The following is a 15,438-nucleotide window of genomic DNA, read 5'->3' as shown; positions in this document are numbered from 1 at the left end:
TCTCCAAAGCTCCCTTAATGCGAAGCGGCTGTCTGAGTCGCAGCCTCAGCCGCGGCCAGAGCCGTGTCATAGTTCGAAATCAGCGCCGCTGTGGATTGCCCGATCACATCGGTCACCAGCGACGGGTAGACACCCAGCAGGATGGTCATCACGATCAGCGGGGCGAAGATCAACCGCTCGCGCGTGCTCATGTCGGTCATCGCCTTGAGGCTTTCCTTGATCAGATCGCCAAACACGACCCGGCGGTAGAGCCACAGCGCATAAGCCGCCGAGAAGATCACACCGGTCGCAGCCACCGCCGTTACCCAGGTGTTGACCTGGAACGCGCCCATCAGGGTCAGGAATTCGCCGATGAACCCGGATGTACCCGGCAGGCCGACATTGGCCATGGTAAACAGCATGAAGACCAGCGCGTATGCGGGCATCCGGATCACCAGACCGCCATAAGCCTCGATGTCGCGGGTGTGCATCCGGTCATAGATCACGCCGACACAGAGGAAGAGCGCGGCCGAGATGAACCCGTGGCTGAGCATCTGGAAGATCGCTCCGTCAATGCCCTGCTGGTTCGCAGCAAAGATGCCCATGGTCACAAAGCCCATATGCGCGACCGAGGAATACGCGATCAGCTTTTTCATATCCTCCTGCACCAGCGCCACCAGCGAGGTGTAGACAACCGCGATGGCAGACATCCACAGCACCAGATCGGTCATCACGGCCGAACCCACCGGGAACATCGGCAGGCTGAACCGCAGGAAGCCATAGCCGCCCATCTTCAGAAGGATCGCCGCCAGTACGACCGAGCCCGCCGTGGGCGCCTGAACGTGGGCGTCCGGCAACCAGGTATGCACCGGCCACATCGGCATTTTCACCGCGAACGAGGCAAAGAAGGCCAGGAACATCAGGGTCTGCATGCCGCCGACAACATAGATACCCAGCACGCTGAAGCCCTCGGACGAGAACTGGTGCGTCATGAGCGCGGCAATGTCCGTTGTGCCTGCGTCCGCATACATTGCAACCATGGCCACCAGCATCAGGACCGAGCCGAGGAAGGTGTAGAGGAAGAACTTGAAGCTGGCGTAGATCCGATCCTTGCCACCCCAGATCCCGATGATCAGGAACATCGGGATCAGGCCCGCTTCGAAGAACAGGTAGAACAGCACCAGATCAAGCGCCATGAAGACGCCCAGCATCAGCGTTTCCAGCAGCAGGAAGGCAACCATATATTCCTTGACGCGATCCGTGACATTCCAGCTGGCCAGGATGGTCAGCGGCATGATGAAGGTGGTCAGCAGGACGAACAGAACACTGATGCCATCAACACCCATCTTGTACTTGAGGCCCATCAGCCACTCACCCTCTTCCACCATCTGGAAGCCGGGGTTCGACGGGTCAAAGCCTGTATAGATGCCGATGGAAACCAGGAAGGTCACAGTGGTGGCCAGCAGAGCAGTCCACTTGGCGTTCCGCTGTGCCGCTGCATCGTCACCCTGTAGGAACAAGGCCAGAATGCCTGCGGCGAAGGCGGGGATAAACGTGACGATCGAAAGGATATAGTCCATTAGTGGGCCCCTCCGCCGATCGACATCCAGGTCACAAGGGCCGCGATGCCCAGCACCATCCAGAAGGCATAGGTAAAGATGTACCCGGTCTGCGCCTTGCCGGCGAGGCGGGTGAAGAAGGGAACAACGCCCATTGCTACTCCGTTCAGGAAGCCATCGATTGTATTGCCGTCACCGCGTTTCCACAGGAAGCGGCCAAGCGCGACGGTGGGTTTGACGAAGATCGCATCGTAAATCTCGTCAAAGTACCATTTGTTCAGCAGGAACAGGTACAGAGGACGCTGGTTGGCGGCCAGACGTGCCGGTAGCGACGTATTCACGATGTAGAACCAGTACGCGACCACAAAGCCAAGCAACATGGCAGCGAACGGCGAAAACTTGACCCATTTCGGCGCGGCGTGCGCGTCGTCCAGAACATGGTTGTCTGGTGCCATATAGAGAGCACCCTCACCCGGCTTGCCCGCGAACACATAATGATGGTCACCGCCATGCGCGTCTTTCTCGCCATGTTCTGCATTGTCGGCATGGCTGTCAGCCGCGTGGCTTTCATCGGCATGGCTGTCTTCACCGTGCGAAGCATCCGCCGCAGCATGATCACCGGCCTCGGCATGTTCTGACGCTTCTGCCACCGGAATACCGTAGAACTTGCCGACCTTGTCCGCATGGCCGAAGAAATTGCCGTACCAGATCATCCCGGCAAAAACCGCACCCAGTGACAACACGCCCAAAGGCACCAGCATGGTCATCGGGCTTTCATGTGCGTGGTCGTGGGTGTGCTTGTCCCCACGCGGTTTGCCGTAGAAGGTCAGGAAGATCAGACGCCAGCTGTAGAACGAGGTGAACATCGCCGCGATCACCAGCATCCAGAAGGCATAGCCAGTGCCGCCTGCATAGGCGCTTTCGATAATCGCGTCCTTCGACAGGAACCCGGCAAAACCGATCGTGGTAAGCGGAATGCCGACACCCGTGATGGCCAGCGTACCGATCATCATCGCCCAGAAGGTATAGGGGATCTTTTTGCGCAGACCGCCGTACTCCGTCATCTCCTGCTCGTGATGCATGGCGTGGATCACCGACCCCGCGCCAAGGAACAACAGCGCCTTGAAGAAAGCGTGCGTCAGCAGGTGGAACATGGCCGCCGAGTACATGCCGACACCGGCGGCAACGAACATGTATCCCAGCTGGGAACAGGTCGAATACGCAATGACGCGCTTGATATCGGTCTGTACCAGACCCACCGTCGCCGCAAAGAACGCTGTCGAAGCCCCAAGGAAGGTGATGAACCCGGTCGCGCCCGGCGCGAATTCCATCAGCGGAGACATGCGGCAGACGAGGAACACGCCCGCAGTCACCATGGTCGCGGCGTGGATCAGGGCCGACACGGGCGTCGGGCCTTCCATCGCGTCGGGCAACCAAGTGTGCAGGATCAACTGCGCCGATTTACCCATCGCACCGATGAACAACAGAACACAGATGACTTCGACGGCGGTCCATTCGCCCCACAGGAAATGCAGCTTTTCTTCTGCCAACGCAGGCGCCGAGGCAAAGATGTCCGAGAAATTGATGCTGTCGGTCAGGAAGAACAGCGCGAAGATGCCCAGCGCAAAGCCGAAGTCGCCCACACGGTTGACGATGAACGCTTTCATCGCCGCCGCATTGGCCGAAGGCTTGCGATAGTAGAAGCCGATCAGCAGGTAGGATGCGACACCCACGCCTTCCCAGCCAAAGAACATCTGTACAAGGTTGTCGGCCGTCACCAGCATCAGCATGGCGAAGGTAAAGAAGGACAGATAGGCGAAGAAACGCGGCTTATAGCTTTCGCCTTCGCGCCATTGCGGGTCGTGATCCATGTAGCCGAAGCTGTAGAGATGCACGAGCGCCGAAACCGTGGTGACCACGATCAGCATGATGGCGGTCAGCCGGTCCAGACGAATGGCCCAGCTTGTCGACAGCGATCCGCTTTCGATCCAGCGCATGATCTCGATCTGTTGTGTGTGCCCGTCGAAGGTGAAGAACACGAGCCACGACAGCAAACAGGCCAGAAACAGCAGGCCCGTGGCCGTCCACATGGCCGCTTTCTCACCGATGAACTTCCAGCCAAAGCCGCAGAGCAGCGCGCCCACCAGCGGGGCAAAGAGGATGGTGGTTTCCATGTTCTCTTACCCCTTCATCATATTGACGTCTTCAACCGCGATGGTGCCGCGGTTGCGGAAGAAGCAGACCAGAATGGCCAGACCAATCGCCGCCTCGGCCGCCGCAACGGTCAGCACGAACAGCGTGAACACCTGCCCGACCAGATCGCCAAGGAAGCTGGAAAACGCCACGAGGTTGATATTCACCGCCAGCAGCATCAGCTCGATGCTCATCAGCAGGATGATGACGTTCTTGCGGTTCAGGAAGAGACCGAAGATGCCGATGACGAACAGCGTCGCCGCGACCGTAAGATAGTGTTCAAGTCCGATCATCGTCTTAGAGTCCCTCGAATTTCTCTTTCCCGTTGCGAAGCTCGGGAAACGCCATTGCACAGGCGCAGTTTTCTTTCGATTCAATGTAGTCGTCGATCTGGAATGCCTTTCGCTCAAAGGCTTTTGTTGCCGAAGTCCACGAATAACTTGTTTCAGCAGATGCTAGTACTTGGACAACTTCATTTGCTTCATCGACGCGATCCAAATGAGTACCGTCGAAGTCCCGTTCAAGTTTCGCTACGACGCGCATCGTTTGACCGCTTTCACAAGCCGCAAACAAAACAAACTCAGTATGTGTGCATCCCAATTCGTCGGTGCAGATAGAGCCAATCTCAGAGTAAGAGACAACGCCGTTGCCAACGATTCTGTGGTTCGTCTCGAACACGTGATGCGACATAATCGGAAGAGCTTCGCAAGCTTCGATACCCGCTGCGAAAACAGTCGCGGGGAAAAAAGCGAAACTTAGCCCAGGTATCACGGCTTTGAACCTCACAACCCCTGCCCCGGTTTCACGTCCTTCAATTCCATCGCCTTGGCCGGGTCGCGCATCATCTGGCCGATGATGTCCTGACGCTTGATGTCCTTGCGGTGGCGCAGCGTCAGAACGATGGCTCCGATCATGGCCACCAGCAGGATCAGGCCCGCCAGTTGGAACAGAAGGAAATATTGATCGTAAAGGATGAGGCCAAGCGCCTCGGTGTTGTGGCGGTCTGTCGGGACCGGCTGGGCCAGATTGGCCGCCGCACCCTGTGCGCTGTCCCATGCCCCGAAGGCCATGACAAACTGCATCAGGATGATCAGACCAATCAACAGGGCCAGCGGCATATAGCGCGCCATTTCGGCCTTGAGCTCTGCAAAGTCCACGTCCAGCATCATCACCACGAAGAGGAACAGAACCGCGACCGCGCCGACATAGACGATGACCAGCAGCATCGCCACGAACTCGGCCCCCAGCAGCACGAACAGCCCTGCCGAGGACAGGAAGGACAGGATCAGCCACAGCACCGAGTGCACCGGCTGGCGGCTGATCACCGTGAACAGCCCGCCGGTGATGGCACTGATGGCAAACAGATAGAAGGCAAAGACGGTCATTGATCCTCATCCTCGTTGTCGCCCATGACCTCTTGCGCCAGATCCAGCGCGCGGGTCATGGCCGGGATGCCGGCAAAGACCGACATCTGACCGATCGTTTCCACGATCTCTTGTTTCTTGGCACCCGCCTCCAGTGCGTGGCGCACGGTCTGACGCACGGCCGCATCCGCCTGAGCGCCCTGGCAGGTTAGCCCGGCCAGCGTCAGCAGCAGGCGGGTCTTGGCATCCAGCCCGTCTTTGTTGACGGTGTTGCCGAACATCATCTCCATGACCTCTTTCGGCATGGTCGGCCACAGCGCCTCGAACCCCTTGGGCGAGAAATTCTCCATCGCCGGGTTCATCGCCTTGGCCATGTCCTGAGCCTGCTTCATCATCAGCTCGAACGGATTTTGGGGCGTGTCACTCATCGGTACGGCGCGTCCAGTTCCAGATTGCGTGCGATCTCGGCTTCCCAGCGTTCACCGTTATCCAGCAGTTTTTCCTTGTCGTAGAATAGCTCTTCCCGGGTTTCCGTGGCGAATTCGAAATTCGGGCCTTCGACAATGGCATCGACCGGGCAGGCCTCCTGGCAGAAACCGCAATAGATGCATTTGGTCATGTCGATGTCATACCGCGTGGTGCGGCGGCTGCCGTCTTCGCGCGGTTCGGCGTCGATGGTGATGGCCTGCGCCGGGCAGACTGCCTCGCACAATTTACAGGCGATGCAGCGTTCCTCGCCATTCGGGTAACGGCGCAGGGCGTGTTCACCCCGGAAGCGCGGAGATAGCGGGCCCTTTTCGTGCGGATAGTTCACGGTGGCCTTGGGGGCGAAGAAGTACTTCAGCCCCAGCTTCATGCCGACCCAGAAGTCTTGCAGAAGGAAGTATTTGGCAGCGCGGGTATAGTCGATTTGGGTCATATCAGCCTCCTACGCTCCAACGCGCAAACGCGCCCCAGAACCAGTCGAATTTCGCCGCAAAGGCCACGAAAACCACCCAAGCCAGCGAGAACGGCAGGAAGACCTTCCAGCCCAGCCGCATCAGCTGGTCATAGCGGTAGCGGGGCGTGATCGCCTTGACCATTGCGAAGATGAAGAAGAAGAACGCCATCTTGGCAACCATCCAAAGCACGCCATCGGGCAGGCCTGGAATCGGCGACAGCCAGCCGCCGAAGAACAGCAGTGAAGTCAGCGCGCACATTAGGAAGATGGCGATGTATTCGCCTGCCATGAACAGCAGGAAAGGCGTGGCCGAGTATTCGACCTGGTAACCGGCGACCAGTTCCGATTCCGCCTCGGGCAGGTCAAACGGGGGTCGGTTGGTTTCGGCCAGGGCCGAGATGAAGAACAGGAACACCATCGGGAAATGCGGCAGCCAATACCAGCTGAAGAACCCGAACGACCCATCCTGAGCGCGCACGATGTCACCGAAATTCATCGACCCGGTCGAGATGATCACGCCGATGATGATCAGGCCGATCGAAACCTCGTAGGAGATCATCTGCGCAGCCGAGCGCAGCGAGCCCAGGAACGGGTACTTTGAGTTCGACGCCCAACCGCCCATGATCACGCCATAAACCTCAAGAGAGGACACCGCGAATACATAGAGGATCGCAACGTTGATATCCGACAGAACCCAGCCATCGTTGAACGGGATCACCGCCCAGGCGATCATCGCCAGAACGAAGGATGTCAGCGGCGCGAGGATAAAGACCGTCCGGTCGGCGCCCGCGGGGATGACGACCTCTTTCACCACATATTTCAGGGCATCCGCCACCGATTGCAGCAGGCCGTAGACGCCCACCACGTTGGGGCCGCGGCGCATCTGGACAGCGGCCCAGATCTTGCGGTCTCCGTAAACAAGGAACAACAGTGAAATCATCACAAAGGCAACAACGGCAAGCACTTGCGCCAGAATGATGATGGCTATTCCGCCTGGGGTGTTAAAGAATTCAGCCATTGGTCCTCACACCGTGGGTATTCCGTTTTCCGCGCGCGATGCAAAGGCCAGAAGCCTGCGCAAACTGCGGCTGGGTCGGCGCGTTGGTGTAAACAGCATCTGCCGCCATTGCGCCACCCTTAATATTCGGTTTCACACGCAAACAAGGCGCGGCCAACTGCCGCCCGGCACCGGATGCGCCGATCTGCGATATGAAAAACGTCTGGGTCATTCCGCCGCGATCTTCTCGGATTTACGGGCCTGTGCCAGTGCCGACAACTCGGCCATAAGCTGTGAAGCCCGTGCGATCGGGTTGGTCAGGTAGAAGTCCTTGATCGCATAGCGGAAAGTTGCGTTGCCCAAAGTACCGGCATCGAGAGCTTTCACGTCGTTCTCGATCACTTCGTCGATGCGGGCCAGATGCGGAACCGCCTCGATCAACGCCGTGCGCAACTGTGCCAGCGTGTCATACGGTAGCGTTGCGTTCAATTCGGCGGACAAGGCGCGCAGGATAGCCCAGTTTTCTTTCGCCTCACCCGGAGCAAACCCGGCCCGCATCGCCAGTTGCGGTCGGCCTTCGGTATTTACGAACAGGCCGTTTTCTTCGGTATAGGCCGCGCCTGGTAGGATCACATCCGCGCGGTGCGCGCCACGATCACCATGGCTGCCCTGATAGATCACAAAGGCGCCTTCGCCGATCTCGACCTCGTCCGCGCCTAGGTTATAGATCACATCCGCTGCGCTGATCGCGTCCATTCCGCCTTCGTTCGTGGCGTCCACATCCATCGCACCTACGCGCGATGCCGCGGTGTGCAAAACGATCAGACCGCTTTCTGTATTGGCCGCGATGGCTTGCGCAGCAGCCAGCACGGCGGCGCCGTCCGCTTCCTGCAAAGCGCCCTGCCCGATGATGACCAACGAACGTTTGTTCCTGATCTCATCGTCGCCGCCCATGTCGATGACCTTTTGCAGGGCTGTTCGATCATCGCCAACATGGTGGTACTCATATGTCAGATCCACCGCAGGACCGACCAAAGCGACTTCGGCCCCATGCGCCCACGCCTTGCGAATGCGCGCGTTAAGGACAGGCGCTTCGTCACGTGGGTTGGTTCCGATCAGCAGGATCCGTTCCGCAGTATCGATGTCCTCAATCGCGGCGGTTCCGGCGTAAGCACCACGGTTGCCCGCAGGCAGCTTGGCACCATCGGTGCGGCATTCGACGACACCGCCCTGCCCTTCGATCATCTGTTTCAGCGCAAACGCTGCCTCGACCGGCACCAGATCGCCCACGATTCCGGCAGGCTTATCGGCGCCTTTCAGCGCCTCTGCGGCCCTGGTCAGCGCCTCGGGCCATGAGGCCGGGCGCAGCCTGCCGTTTTCACGGACATAGGGCCTGTCCAAACGCTGACGGCGCAGGCCATCCCAGACGAAACGGGTCTTGTCGCTGATCCATTCCTCGTTCACGCCGTCATGATTGCGCGGCAGGAACCGCATGACTTCACGGCCTTTGGTATCGACGCGTATGTTCGATCCCAACGCATCCATCACATCGATGCTTTCGGTTTTGGTCAATTCCCACGGACGCGCGGTAAAGGCGTAGGGCTTGGAAGTCAGCGCCCCGACCGGGCACAGATCGATGATGTTGCCCTGCAAATTCGAATCCAGCGTCTGGTTGAGATACGAGGTGATCTCGGCATCCTCACCGCGACCGGTCTGACCCATCTGAGTTATCCCGGCAACTTCGGTGGTGAAGCGCACGCAGCGTGTGCAGCTGATGCAGCGGGTCATCGCCGTGCCCACAAGCGGGCCAAGATCCAGGTCATCGACTGCCCGCTTTGCTTCCTTGAAACGGGATCCGGACATGCCATACGCCATCGCCTGATCCTGAAGGTCGCATTCACCACCCTGATCGCAGATCGGGCAATCCAGAGGGTGGTTGATCAGCAGGAACTCCATCACGCCTTCGCGGGCCTTTTTAACCATGGGAGAGTTCGTCTTGACCTCCGGGGGTTGCCCTTCAGGCCCCGGACGCAGATCACGCACCTGCATCGCGCACGACGCCGCGGGTTTCGGCGGTCCGCCGACGACCTCGACCAGGCACATCCGGCAATTGCCAGCAATCGACAGACGCTCGTGATAACAAAAGCGCGGCACTTCGACCCCGGCTTGTTCACAAGCCTGGATCAGGGTCATCGCGCCATCGACTTCGATTTCCTGTCCGTCGATATTGATCTTGCGGAGGTCAGACATGGCTCTCAATTCGCCCTCAAATAAACGCCAATGGCGCTGTTTCTTTGGATTTCTTTCTGCCCCAGAGTGCAGAATGTGTTGGGGTTGTCATAGGTCACGCCATTCGAAGCCAGATACGCCTCGCCCTTGGCGCGCATCCGGTCTTTCTCGGTATCCGAGTCGACATATGAGCGGATTTCACTGTCCGAATACCCCAGTTTGTTCGCTTTGGAGCGCAGCCCCCACATCACACTGATCGCTTTCAATCGCCGCCCGCTGATCGAGGGGCAATATTCCGAAATTTCATTTGCGATGGCGATGTAATAGAGTTCATCGTCGATCTCTTTGACATCCCTCAAGGGCGGCTTTGCTTCTGCGACGGCAGGAAACGTGATCAAGGCGGCCAGGGTGAGTGTCTTTGCAAAAGACATGGGTTTTCCTTTCGTTTTGGAAGTTCCAAAACGAACTGGTCCGGTCTTGCTAGGCAATAGCGGCCCGCGATCCATGTCGTGATATGCAAAACCGCGCGTCATGGCCGTTGGCATTTTCCCGCGAAGGTCAATTGATCATCAATGATGCGCAGGTTTTGCGGTTCGGTATCCGGCCCCACTTTCCAATCAATCCGCGAAGACCCGAAATTCTGCACACAGAACTTGGTCCCTTCATGACGCCCGGCTTCACGCGCGCCGTCCAAGGACGCAGACGCGCCTTTCACCACAACGGTAAAGTCTGTAGGCGATGCTTTCTTGTCGACCGGCTTCGCCTTCGCCTTGAACGACTTTCCATCGAACAGAAGACGATCTTCCGACGGCTTGATGATGCCGCAGGCGGACACGCTTGCCAGTGCCAGCAGGACTACAAGGGTTTTTGGGGCCGTCATACTATCCCTCTTAGTGTTCTCGTCTGCCGGGTCGCCATCAGAACGCCGCCACCAATGCCATAAGCCCAATCACCAACATGCAGGCCCAGCCCAATACATACAGCACGGACCGCAAGCCACTGTTTGGCTTACCTATGCCATTGATGTGCACCACCAGCATCACCAACCGCGCAACCAAAGCGACAGACGCCAGCAGATTGACCCAGAACGGGCTGACGCCCAGCAAAACCGCCGCGGTCACAACGGCCACAAACGCCGGAAGCGTTTCCGTTCCGTTCAGATAGGCCCGGTTCAGACGATAGGCCTTGTCAGAATAATCCTGCTCAGGGGTCGCCCCCGGCGCGAGGCCCTTGCCCTGCTTGGCCAAAGCTGCAAACGGGGCCAGGAACAGAACCACCAGTGTGAAAAGCACAACCGATGAAATCGCGTGGCTGTATTCTGCAAACATGTCCATCCCGTTCACTCCGCCGCCATCGCACCCATACGGCCCGATTTCTGAGCCTTGATGCGGTCTTCGATTTCTTCTCGGAAATTGCGGATCAAGCCCTGAATCGGCCAGGCTGCCGCATCGCCAAGCGCGCAGATCGTGTGACCCTCGACCTGTTTTGTCACGTCAAACAGCATGTCGATCTCTTCCAGTTCAGCTTCGCCGCGCACCAGACGGTCCATGACCCGCATCATCCAGCCGGTGCCTTCGCGGCAGGGCGTGCACTGGCCGCAGCTTTCGTGTTTGTAGAATTTCGACAGGCGCCAGATCGCCTTGATGATGTCGGTTGACTTGTCCATCACGATCACCGCCGCCGTTCCAAGGCCGGAGCCCAGATCGTTGCGCAGATAATCGAAATCCATGATCGCATCGCGCATGTTCTCACCGCGCACACACGGAACCGAGGATCCACCGGGGATCACGGCCAGCAGATTGTCCCAGCCGCCGCGAATGCCGCCGCAATGGGTCTCGATCAGCTCCTCGAAGGAAATCGACATCGCCTCTTCCACGACGCAGGGGGAGTTCACATGGCCTGAAATTGCAAACAGCTTGGTGCCCGCGTTGTTCTGGCGACCGAAGCCAGCGAACCAATCCGCCCCACGACGCAGGATCGTGGGCACGACAGCGATGGATTCGACGTTGTTCACGGTCGTCGGGCAGCCATACAACCCCGCACCTGCGGGGAACGGCGGCTTCATCCGCGGCATGCCCTTTTTACCTTCGAGGCTTTCAATCAGCGCGGTTTCCTCACCACAGATATAGGCCCCTGCCCCATGGTGCAGCAAGATATCGAAATCCCAGCCCGAACCGGCAGCGTTCTTGCCCAGCAGACCCGCGTCATAGGCCTCGTCAATCGCGGCCTGCAACGCCTCGCGTTCGCGGATGTACTCACCACGCAGGTAGATATAGCAGGTGTGGGCGTTCATGGCGAAAGACGCGATCAGGCAGCCCTCGATCAGCGTATGCGGATCATGGCGCATGATCTCGCGGTCTTTGCAGGTGCCGGGTTCGGATTCGTCCGCGTTGACCACCAGATAGGACGGGCGCCCGTCGCTTTCCTTGGGCATGAACGACCATTTCAGACCGGTTGGAAAGCCCGCGCCGCCGCGACCACGCAGGCCCGAGTCTTTCATCGTCTGGATGATCCAGTCGCGACCTTTTTCGATCAGGCCAGCAGTGCCGTCCCAATGCCCGCGGGCCTGCGCACCTTTCAGCGTGCGCTCATGCATCCCGTAGATGTTGGTAAAGATCCGGTCCTGATCCTTCAGCATCGCGTGTTACCTTCAGCTGTCCTGACGCATGCGCCAGAGTTGAAATATGTTGATCCCCGCATAGATGAACCCCGCCAGAGCAGCGAGATCAAACAGCAGAGCGTGCCGGGTCGTCAAACCCAGCGCGGGGCCAATGAACAGGTTCATCGCAAGCCAGATCAGCATGGTCACGGCGATGACCACCCCGATATGTCGGCCCTTGCGGGCTATGGCCTGTTCCTTGTCCTTGTCCATCTTTCCCTGATACCCCGGACGGGCATCCGTCTAGTCTTCGTACGTGCCCTCGGATTTGGCACGTTTGGCGAATTCGGTTTCCTCACCCGCCGCAAGCTTGGCCGCCTGCTCGATCCAATCATCGCGCTCGATCCGGCCCTTGAATTTCAAACGCGCATCGACCCAGGCAACCTGTTCCGGCGTCCAGGCAGCGATCTGGTCGTAGTGATAGAAACCCAGCTCGTTCAGCGTCTGCTCCAGCTTGGGACCGACGCCTTTCAACAGCTTCAGGTCATCTGCCTTGCCGTCGCGTGCAGCGGTCAGGGTCTCGGGCTGATCCTCTTTGACGTCCGCGGGTTTGGCTTCAACGTCTTTCGCAACTGGTTTGGCTTTCGCCTCGGCCGCTTGTTTCACAGCCGGTTTCGGAGCCTCAGGCGCCTTCGGAGGTTTCGCAGCAGCCGACGCACCCGCCTGCTTGCCATCCTTGCCAAGCCACGGTGTCAGGATCGGAACTTCGGTCCCGTCGATGCGCTTGACCGTGTCGCCCAGATCGGTCGCCAGTTCGACGCTTGCGTTGTATTTCGGCTTGCCGGCTTCATATTCGGACAGGCTGGAAAGCCCTTTCAACGGCTCGGCCGCGTAACGTCCGTTTTGAGGGCCGGGCGTCGGCACCTTGCCCGCCACCAGATCATCGAGGATCCTGCCAAAGCTCTCGGCGGTCAGATCCTCGTAGTAATCCTTGCCGATCTGTGCCATCGGCGCGTTGGTGCAGGAACCCAGGCATTCAACCTCTTCCCAGCTCAGCTTGCCGTCCGCCGACAGTTGGTGCGGCTTGGGCGCGATCTTTTCGCGGCAGACCGCGATCAGGTCCTCGGCCCCGCAGATCATGCAGGACGTGGTGCCACAGACCTGAATATGCGCAACGGACCCAACCGGTTGCAGCTGGAACATGAAGTAGAAGGATGCAACTTCGAGCACCCGGATATAGGCCATGCCCAGCATGTCGGCGACGGATTCAATTGCTGGGCGGGATAGCCAGCCCTCTTGTTCCTGCGCACGCCACAGCAGCGGAATGACCGCGCTGGCCTGACGCCCTTCGGGGTATTTGGTGATCTGCGCTTCGGCCCATTGCCGGTTGGCAGCGGTGAAGGCGAAACTATCGGGTTGTTCGGGGTGAAGACGGCGGAGCATTAGCGGTCAATCTCTCCAAATACGACGTCCATGGTGCCAATGATGGCGGCGACGTCGGCCAGTTGGTGGCCCTTGGCGACGTGGTCCATGGCTTGCAGGTGCAGGAAACCGGGCGCGCGCAGTTTAGCGCGGTAGGGCTTGTTGGTGCCGTCGGCAACCAGATAGACGCCGAACTCGCCCTTGGGGGCTTCGACGGCGGCGTAAACTTCGCCCGCGGGGACGTGGAAGCCTTCGGTATAAAGCTTGAAGTGATGGATCAGGCTCTCCATCGAGGTCTTCATGTCCGAGCGTTTCGGCGGGGTGATCTTGCCCCTTGCCAGAACATCACCGGGGCAGTCGCGGATTTTGGCGATGGCCTGACGGATGATCAGCAGCGATTGGCGCATCTCTTCCATGCGGACGAGATAGCGGTCATAGCAGTCACTGTTCTTGCCGACGGGGATCTGAAATTCGAACTCGTCATAGCACTCATAGGGCTGCGCGCGGCGCAGGTCCCATGCAAGGCCCGAACCGCGCACCATCACACCAGAGAAGCCGTATTTCTGGATGTCATCCTCGGTCACGACGCCAATATCGGCGTTACGCTGTTTGAAGATGCGGTTTTCGGTCAGCAGACCATCAATATCGTCCAGAACGGCGGGGAATTCGTGGCTCCATGCCTCGATATCATCCAGCAGTTCGGGCGGAAGGTCCTGATGAACGCCACCGGGACGGAAGTACGCCGCGTGCAGGCGGGCACCACAGGCGCGCTCATAGAACACCATCAGCTTTTCACGCTCTTCAAAACCCCAGAGCGGCGGGGTCAGCGCGCCCACATCCATGGCCTGCGTGGTCACGTTCAGCAGGTGGTTCAGGATGCGCCCGATTTCGGAATACAGAACCCGGATCAGAGAACCGCGACGCGGCACCTCGACACCGGTCAGCTTTTCGATGGCAAGACACCAGGCATGTTCCTGATTCATCGGCGCCACGTAATCCAGTCGGTCGAAATACGGCAGGTTCTGAAGATAGGTCCGGCTTTCCATCAACTTTTCGGTGCCACGGTGCAGCAGGCCGATATGCGGATCGCACCGCTCGACGATCTCCCCGTCCAACTCAAGCACAAGGCGCAGAACCCCGTGCGCCGCAGGGTGTTGCGGGCCGAAGTTAATGTTGAAATTGCGGATCTTCTGTTCTCCGCTCAGCGCGTCCGTGCTGCCGTCATCGTATCTTGAGCCGTCCATCAACGCCCTCGTTTCTTTTTCGCTTCGGCCCGAACCCGGACCTTTTCCGCCTCAAGCGCTTTGGCTGCGGCCCCCGCCAGCAGGACCCCCAACGCGCCCAGAATGATCAACTCACCCATCATCTCAGCGGCGCTCCAACTCTTGCAGTTTCAGCCCGACCCACCACAGCAGGGCGATCGTGCCAAAGGGAACCAGACACAGCAGGCACCAGTATTTGTTGATCCCGAAGAACGGCAAAATCTTCACCATCGGAATGATGGTCAGCGCAGACAGGATCAGCCACCAGATGCCACCCATTATTCTGTCCCCTGTTTCTCATCCCCCGGCAGAATGTAGTTCGCACCCTCCCACGGAGACATGAAATCGAACTGACGGTATTCCTGCACCAGGCTGACGGGTTCGTAGACCACGCGTTTCTGCGCCTCGTCATAGCGGACCTCGGTATAACCTGTAGTCGGGAAATCCTTGCGCAGCGGATACCCGCGGAACCCATAGTCGGTCAGGATGCGCCGCAGGTCCGGGTGGCCCGAGAACAGGATGCCGAACATGTCGAACACCTCACGCTCGAACCAGTTGGCCGAGGGGTGCACGTCAACGATCGACGGTACCATGTCTTCTTCACGGATCGAGACCCGCAGCCGGATACGCTGGTTCTGGTACATCGACAGGAAGTGATACACCACATCGAACCGTTTGGCGCGTTCGGGGTAATCCACGCCGGTGATATCCACCAGCGTCGAAAACTGGCAGCTGCGATCAGATTTCAGGAATTCGACGAATTCCACAAGATTCGACGGAGCCACGTCCACGTTCAGTTCGCCGTGGGTCACGTCCCATGACAGGACGCAATCAGTCCGTTTCAGCTCCAACTGCGTGCCGAGTTCCTTGAGTTCTTCGCTCATCAGATCTCTC

Annotated in this window: 19 protein-coding genes; all 19 read right to left on the bottom strand. The window is 58.9% G+C overall.

Annotation, left to right across the window (positions count from 1 at the left end):
- Positions 1–14: 14 nt before the first annotated feature.
- Complete coding sequence (locus ACR0DJ_RS04115; RefSeq protein WP_170343791.1) at positions 15–1,559, bottom strand: NADH-quinone oxidoreductase subunit M; 1,545 nt, start codon at positions 1,557–1,559, stop codon at positions 15–17.
- Complete coding sequence (gene nuoL, locus ACR0DJ_RS04110) at positions 1,559–3,712, bottom strand: NADH-quinone oxidoreductase subunit L (protein ID WP_480683969.1); 2,154 nt, start codon at positions 3,710–3,712, stop codon at positions 1,559–1,561. The genes ACR0DJ_RS04115 and nuoL overlap by 1 nt, the downstream gene beginning before the upstream one ends.
- Positions 3,713–3,718: 6 nt before the next feature.
- Positions 3,719–4,024, bottom strand: coding sequence for an NADH-quinone oxidoreductase subunit NuoK (gene nuoK, locus ACR0DJ_RS04105; RefSeq protein WP_005984024.1), 306 nt, complete (start codon positions 4,022–4,024; stop codon positions 3,719–3,721).
- A gap of 4 nt (positions 4,025–4,028) precedes the next feature.
- The gene (locus ACR0DJ_RS04100; protein WP_171362538.1) at positions 4,029–4,409 is read right to left on the bottom strand and encodes a hypothetical protein; all 381 of its coding nucleotides are present in this window, start codon (positions 4,407–4,409) and stop codon (positions 4,029–4,031) included.
- Positions 4,410–4,513: 104 nt separating this feature from the next.
- Positions 4,514–5,116, bottom strand: a complete 603-nt coding sequence (locus tag ACR0DJ_RS04095) for an NADH-quinone oxidoreductase subunit J (protein WP_480683967.1) — start codon at positions 5,114–5,116, stop codon at positions 4,514–4,516.
- Positions 5,113–5,523 (bottom strand): carboxymuconolactone decarboxylase family protein, encoded by a 411-nt coding sequence (locus ACR0DJ_RS04090; RefSeq protein ID WP_074733728.1) that lies wholly within the window; start codon positions 5,521–5,523, stop codon positions 5,113–5,115. The genes ACR0DJ_RS04095 and ACR0DJ_RS04090 overlap by 4 nt, the downstream gene beginning before the upstream one ends.
- Positions 5,520–6,014: an NADH-quinone oxidoreductase subunit NuoI gene (nuoI, locus tag ACR0DJ_RS04085; RefSeq protein ID WP_170343788.1), complete on the bottom strand. Its 495-nt coding sequence runs from the start codon at positions 6,012–6,014 to the stop codon at positions 5,520–5,522. Before nuoI ends, ACR0DJ_RS04090 begins: the two co-directional genes overlap by 4 nt.
- 1 nt (position 6,015) lies before the next feature.
- Positions 6,016–7,053: an NADH-quinone oxidoreductase subunit NuoH gene (gene nuoH / locus ACR0DJ_RS04080; protein WP_152458581.1), complete on the bottom strand. Its 1,038-nt coding sequence runs from the start codon at positions 7,051–7,053 to the stop codon at positions 6,016–6,018.
- A 207-nt stretch (positions 7,054–7,260) separates the two neighbouring features.
- Positions 7,261–9,282 (bottom strand): NADH-quinone oxidoreductase subunit NuoG, encoded by a 2,022-nt coding sequence (nuoG, locus tag ACR0DJ_RS04075; protein ID WP_480683966.1) that lies wholly within the window; start codon positions 9,280–9,282, stop codon positions 7,261–7,263.
- A gap of 5 nt (positions 9,283–9,287) precedes the next feature.
- Positions 9,288–9,692, bottom strand: coding sequence for a DUF5333 domain-containing protein (locus ACR0DJ_RS04070; RefSeq protein WP_170343786.1), 405 nt, complete (start codon positions 9,690–9,692; stop codon positions 9,288–9,290).
- A gap of 98 nt (positions 9,693–9,790) precedes the next feature.
- Positions 9,791–10,141 (bottom strand): hypothetical protein, encoded by a 351-nt coding sequence (locus ACR0DJ_RS04065; protein ID WP_170343785.1) that lies wholly within the window; start codon positions 10,139–10,141, stop codon positions 9,791–9,793.
- A gap of 37 nt (positions 10,142–10,178) precedes the next feature.
- Positions 10,179–10,595, bottom strand: coding sequence for an MAPEG family protein (locus ACR0DJ_RS04060; RefSeq protein ID WP_480683965.1), 417 nt, complete (start codon positions 10,593–10,595; stop codon positions 10,179–10,181).
- Positions 10,596–10,600: 5 nt separating this feature from the next.
- The gene (gene nuoF / locus ACR0DJ_RS04055; protein WP_480683963.1) at positions 10,601–11,899 is read right to left on the bottom strand and encodes an NADH-quinone oxidoreductase subunit NuoF; all 1,299 of its coding nucleotides are present in this window, start codon (positions 11,897–11,899) and stop codon (positions 10,601–10,603) included.
- A gap of 12 nt (positions 11,900–11,911) precedes the next feature.
- A complete protein-coding gene (locus tag ACR0DJ_RS04050) occupies positions 11,912–12,133 on the bottom strand; it encodes a DUF5337 domain-containing protein (protein ID WP_171092174.1) in 222 nt (73 codons plus the stop codon).
- 30 nt (positions 12,134–12,163) lie between these two features.
- Positions 12,164–13,303 (bottom strand): NADH-quinone oxidoreductase subunit E, encoded by a 1,140-nt coding sequence (locus tag ACR0DJ_RS04045; protein ID WP_480683962.1) that lies wholly within the window; start codon positions 13,301–13,303, stop codon positions 12,164–12,166.
- On the bottom strand, positions 13,303–14,526 hold the full coding sequence (locus ACR0DJ_RS04040; protein WP_480683960.1) for an NADH-quinone oxidoreductase subunit D: 1,224 nt from the start codon (positions 14,524–14,526) through the stop codon (positions 13,303–13,305). The genes ACR0DJ_RS04045 and ACR0DJ_RS04040 overlap by 1 nt, the downstream gene beginning before the upstream one ends.
- Positions 14,526–14,648 carry a hypothetical protein gene (locus ACR0DJ_RS04035; protein ID WP_480683959.1) on the bottom strand — a complete coding sequence of 41 codons (123 nt, stop codon included), beginning with the start codon at positions 14,646–14,648 and terminating at the stop codon, positions 14,526–14,528. Before ACR0DJ_RS04035 ends, ACR0DJ_RS04040 begins: the two co-directional genes overlap by 1 nt.
- A 1-nt stretch (position 14,649) precedes the next feature.
- Complete coding sequence (locus ACR0DJ_RS04030) at positions 14,650–14,823, bottom strand: hypothetical protein (protein ID WP_010442775.1); 174 nt, start codon at positions 14,821–14,823, stop codon at positions 14,650–14,652.
- Positions 14,823–15,428, bottom strand: a complete 606-nt coding sequence (locus ACR0DJ_RS04025) for an NADH-quinone oxidoreductase subunit C (protein WP_170343779.1) — start codon at positions 15,426–15,428, stop codon at positions 14,823–14,825. The genes ACR0DJ_RS04030 and ACR0DJ_RS04025 overlap by 1 nt, the downstream gene beginning before the upstream one ends.
- Positions 15,429–15,438 lie beyond the last annotated feature (10 nt).

The sequence above is a fragment of the Ruegeria sp. BF10 genome (assembly GCF_056538725.1).
This window is presented reverse-complemented; position numbering and strand designations above follow the sequence as displayed.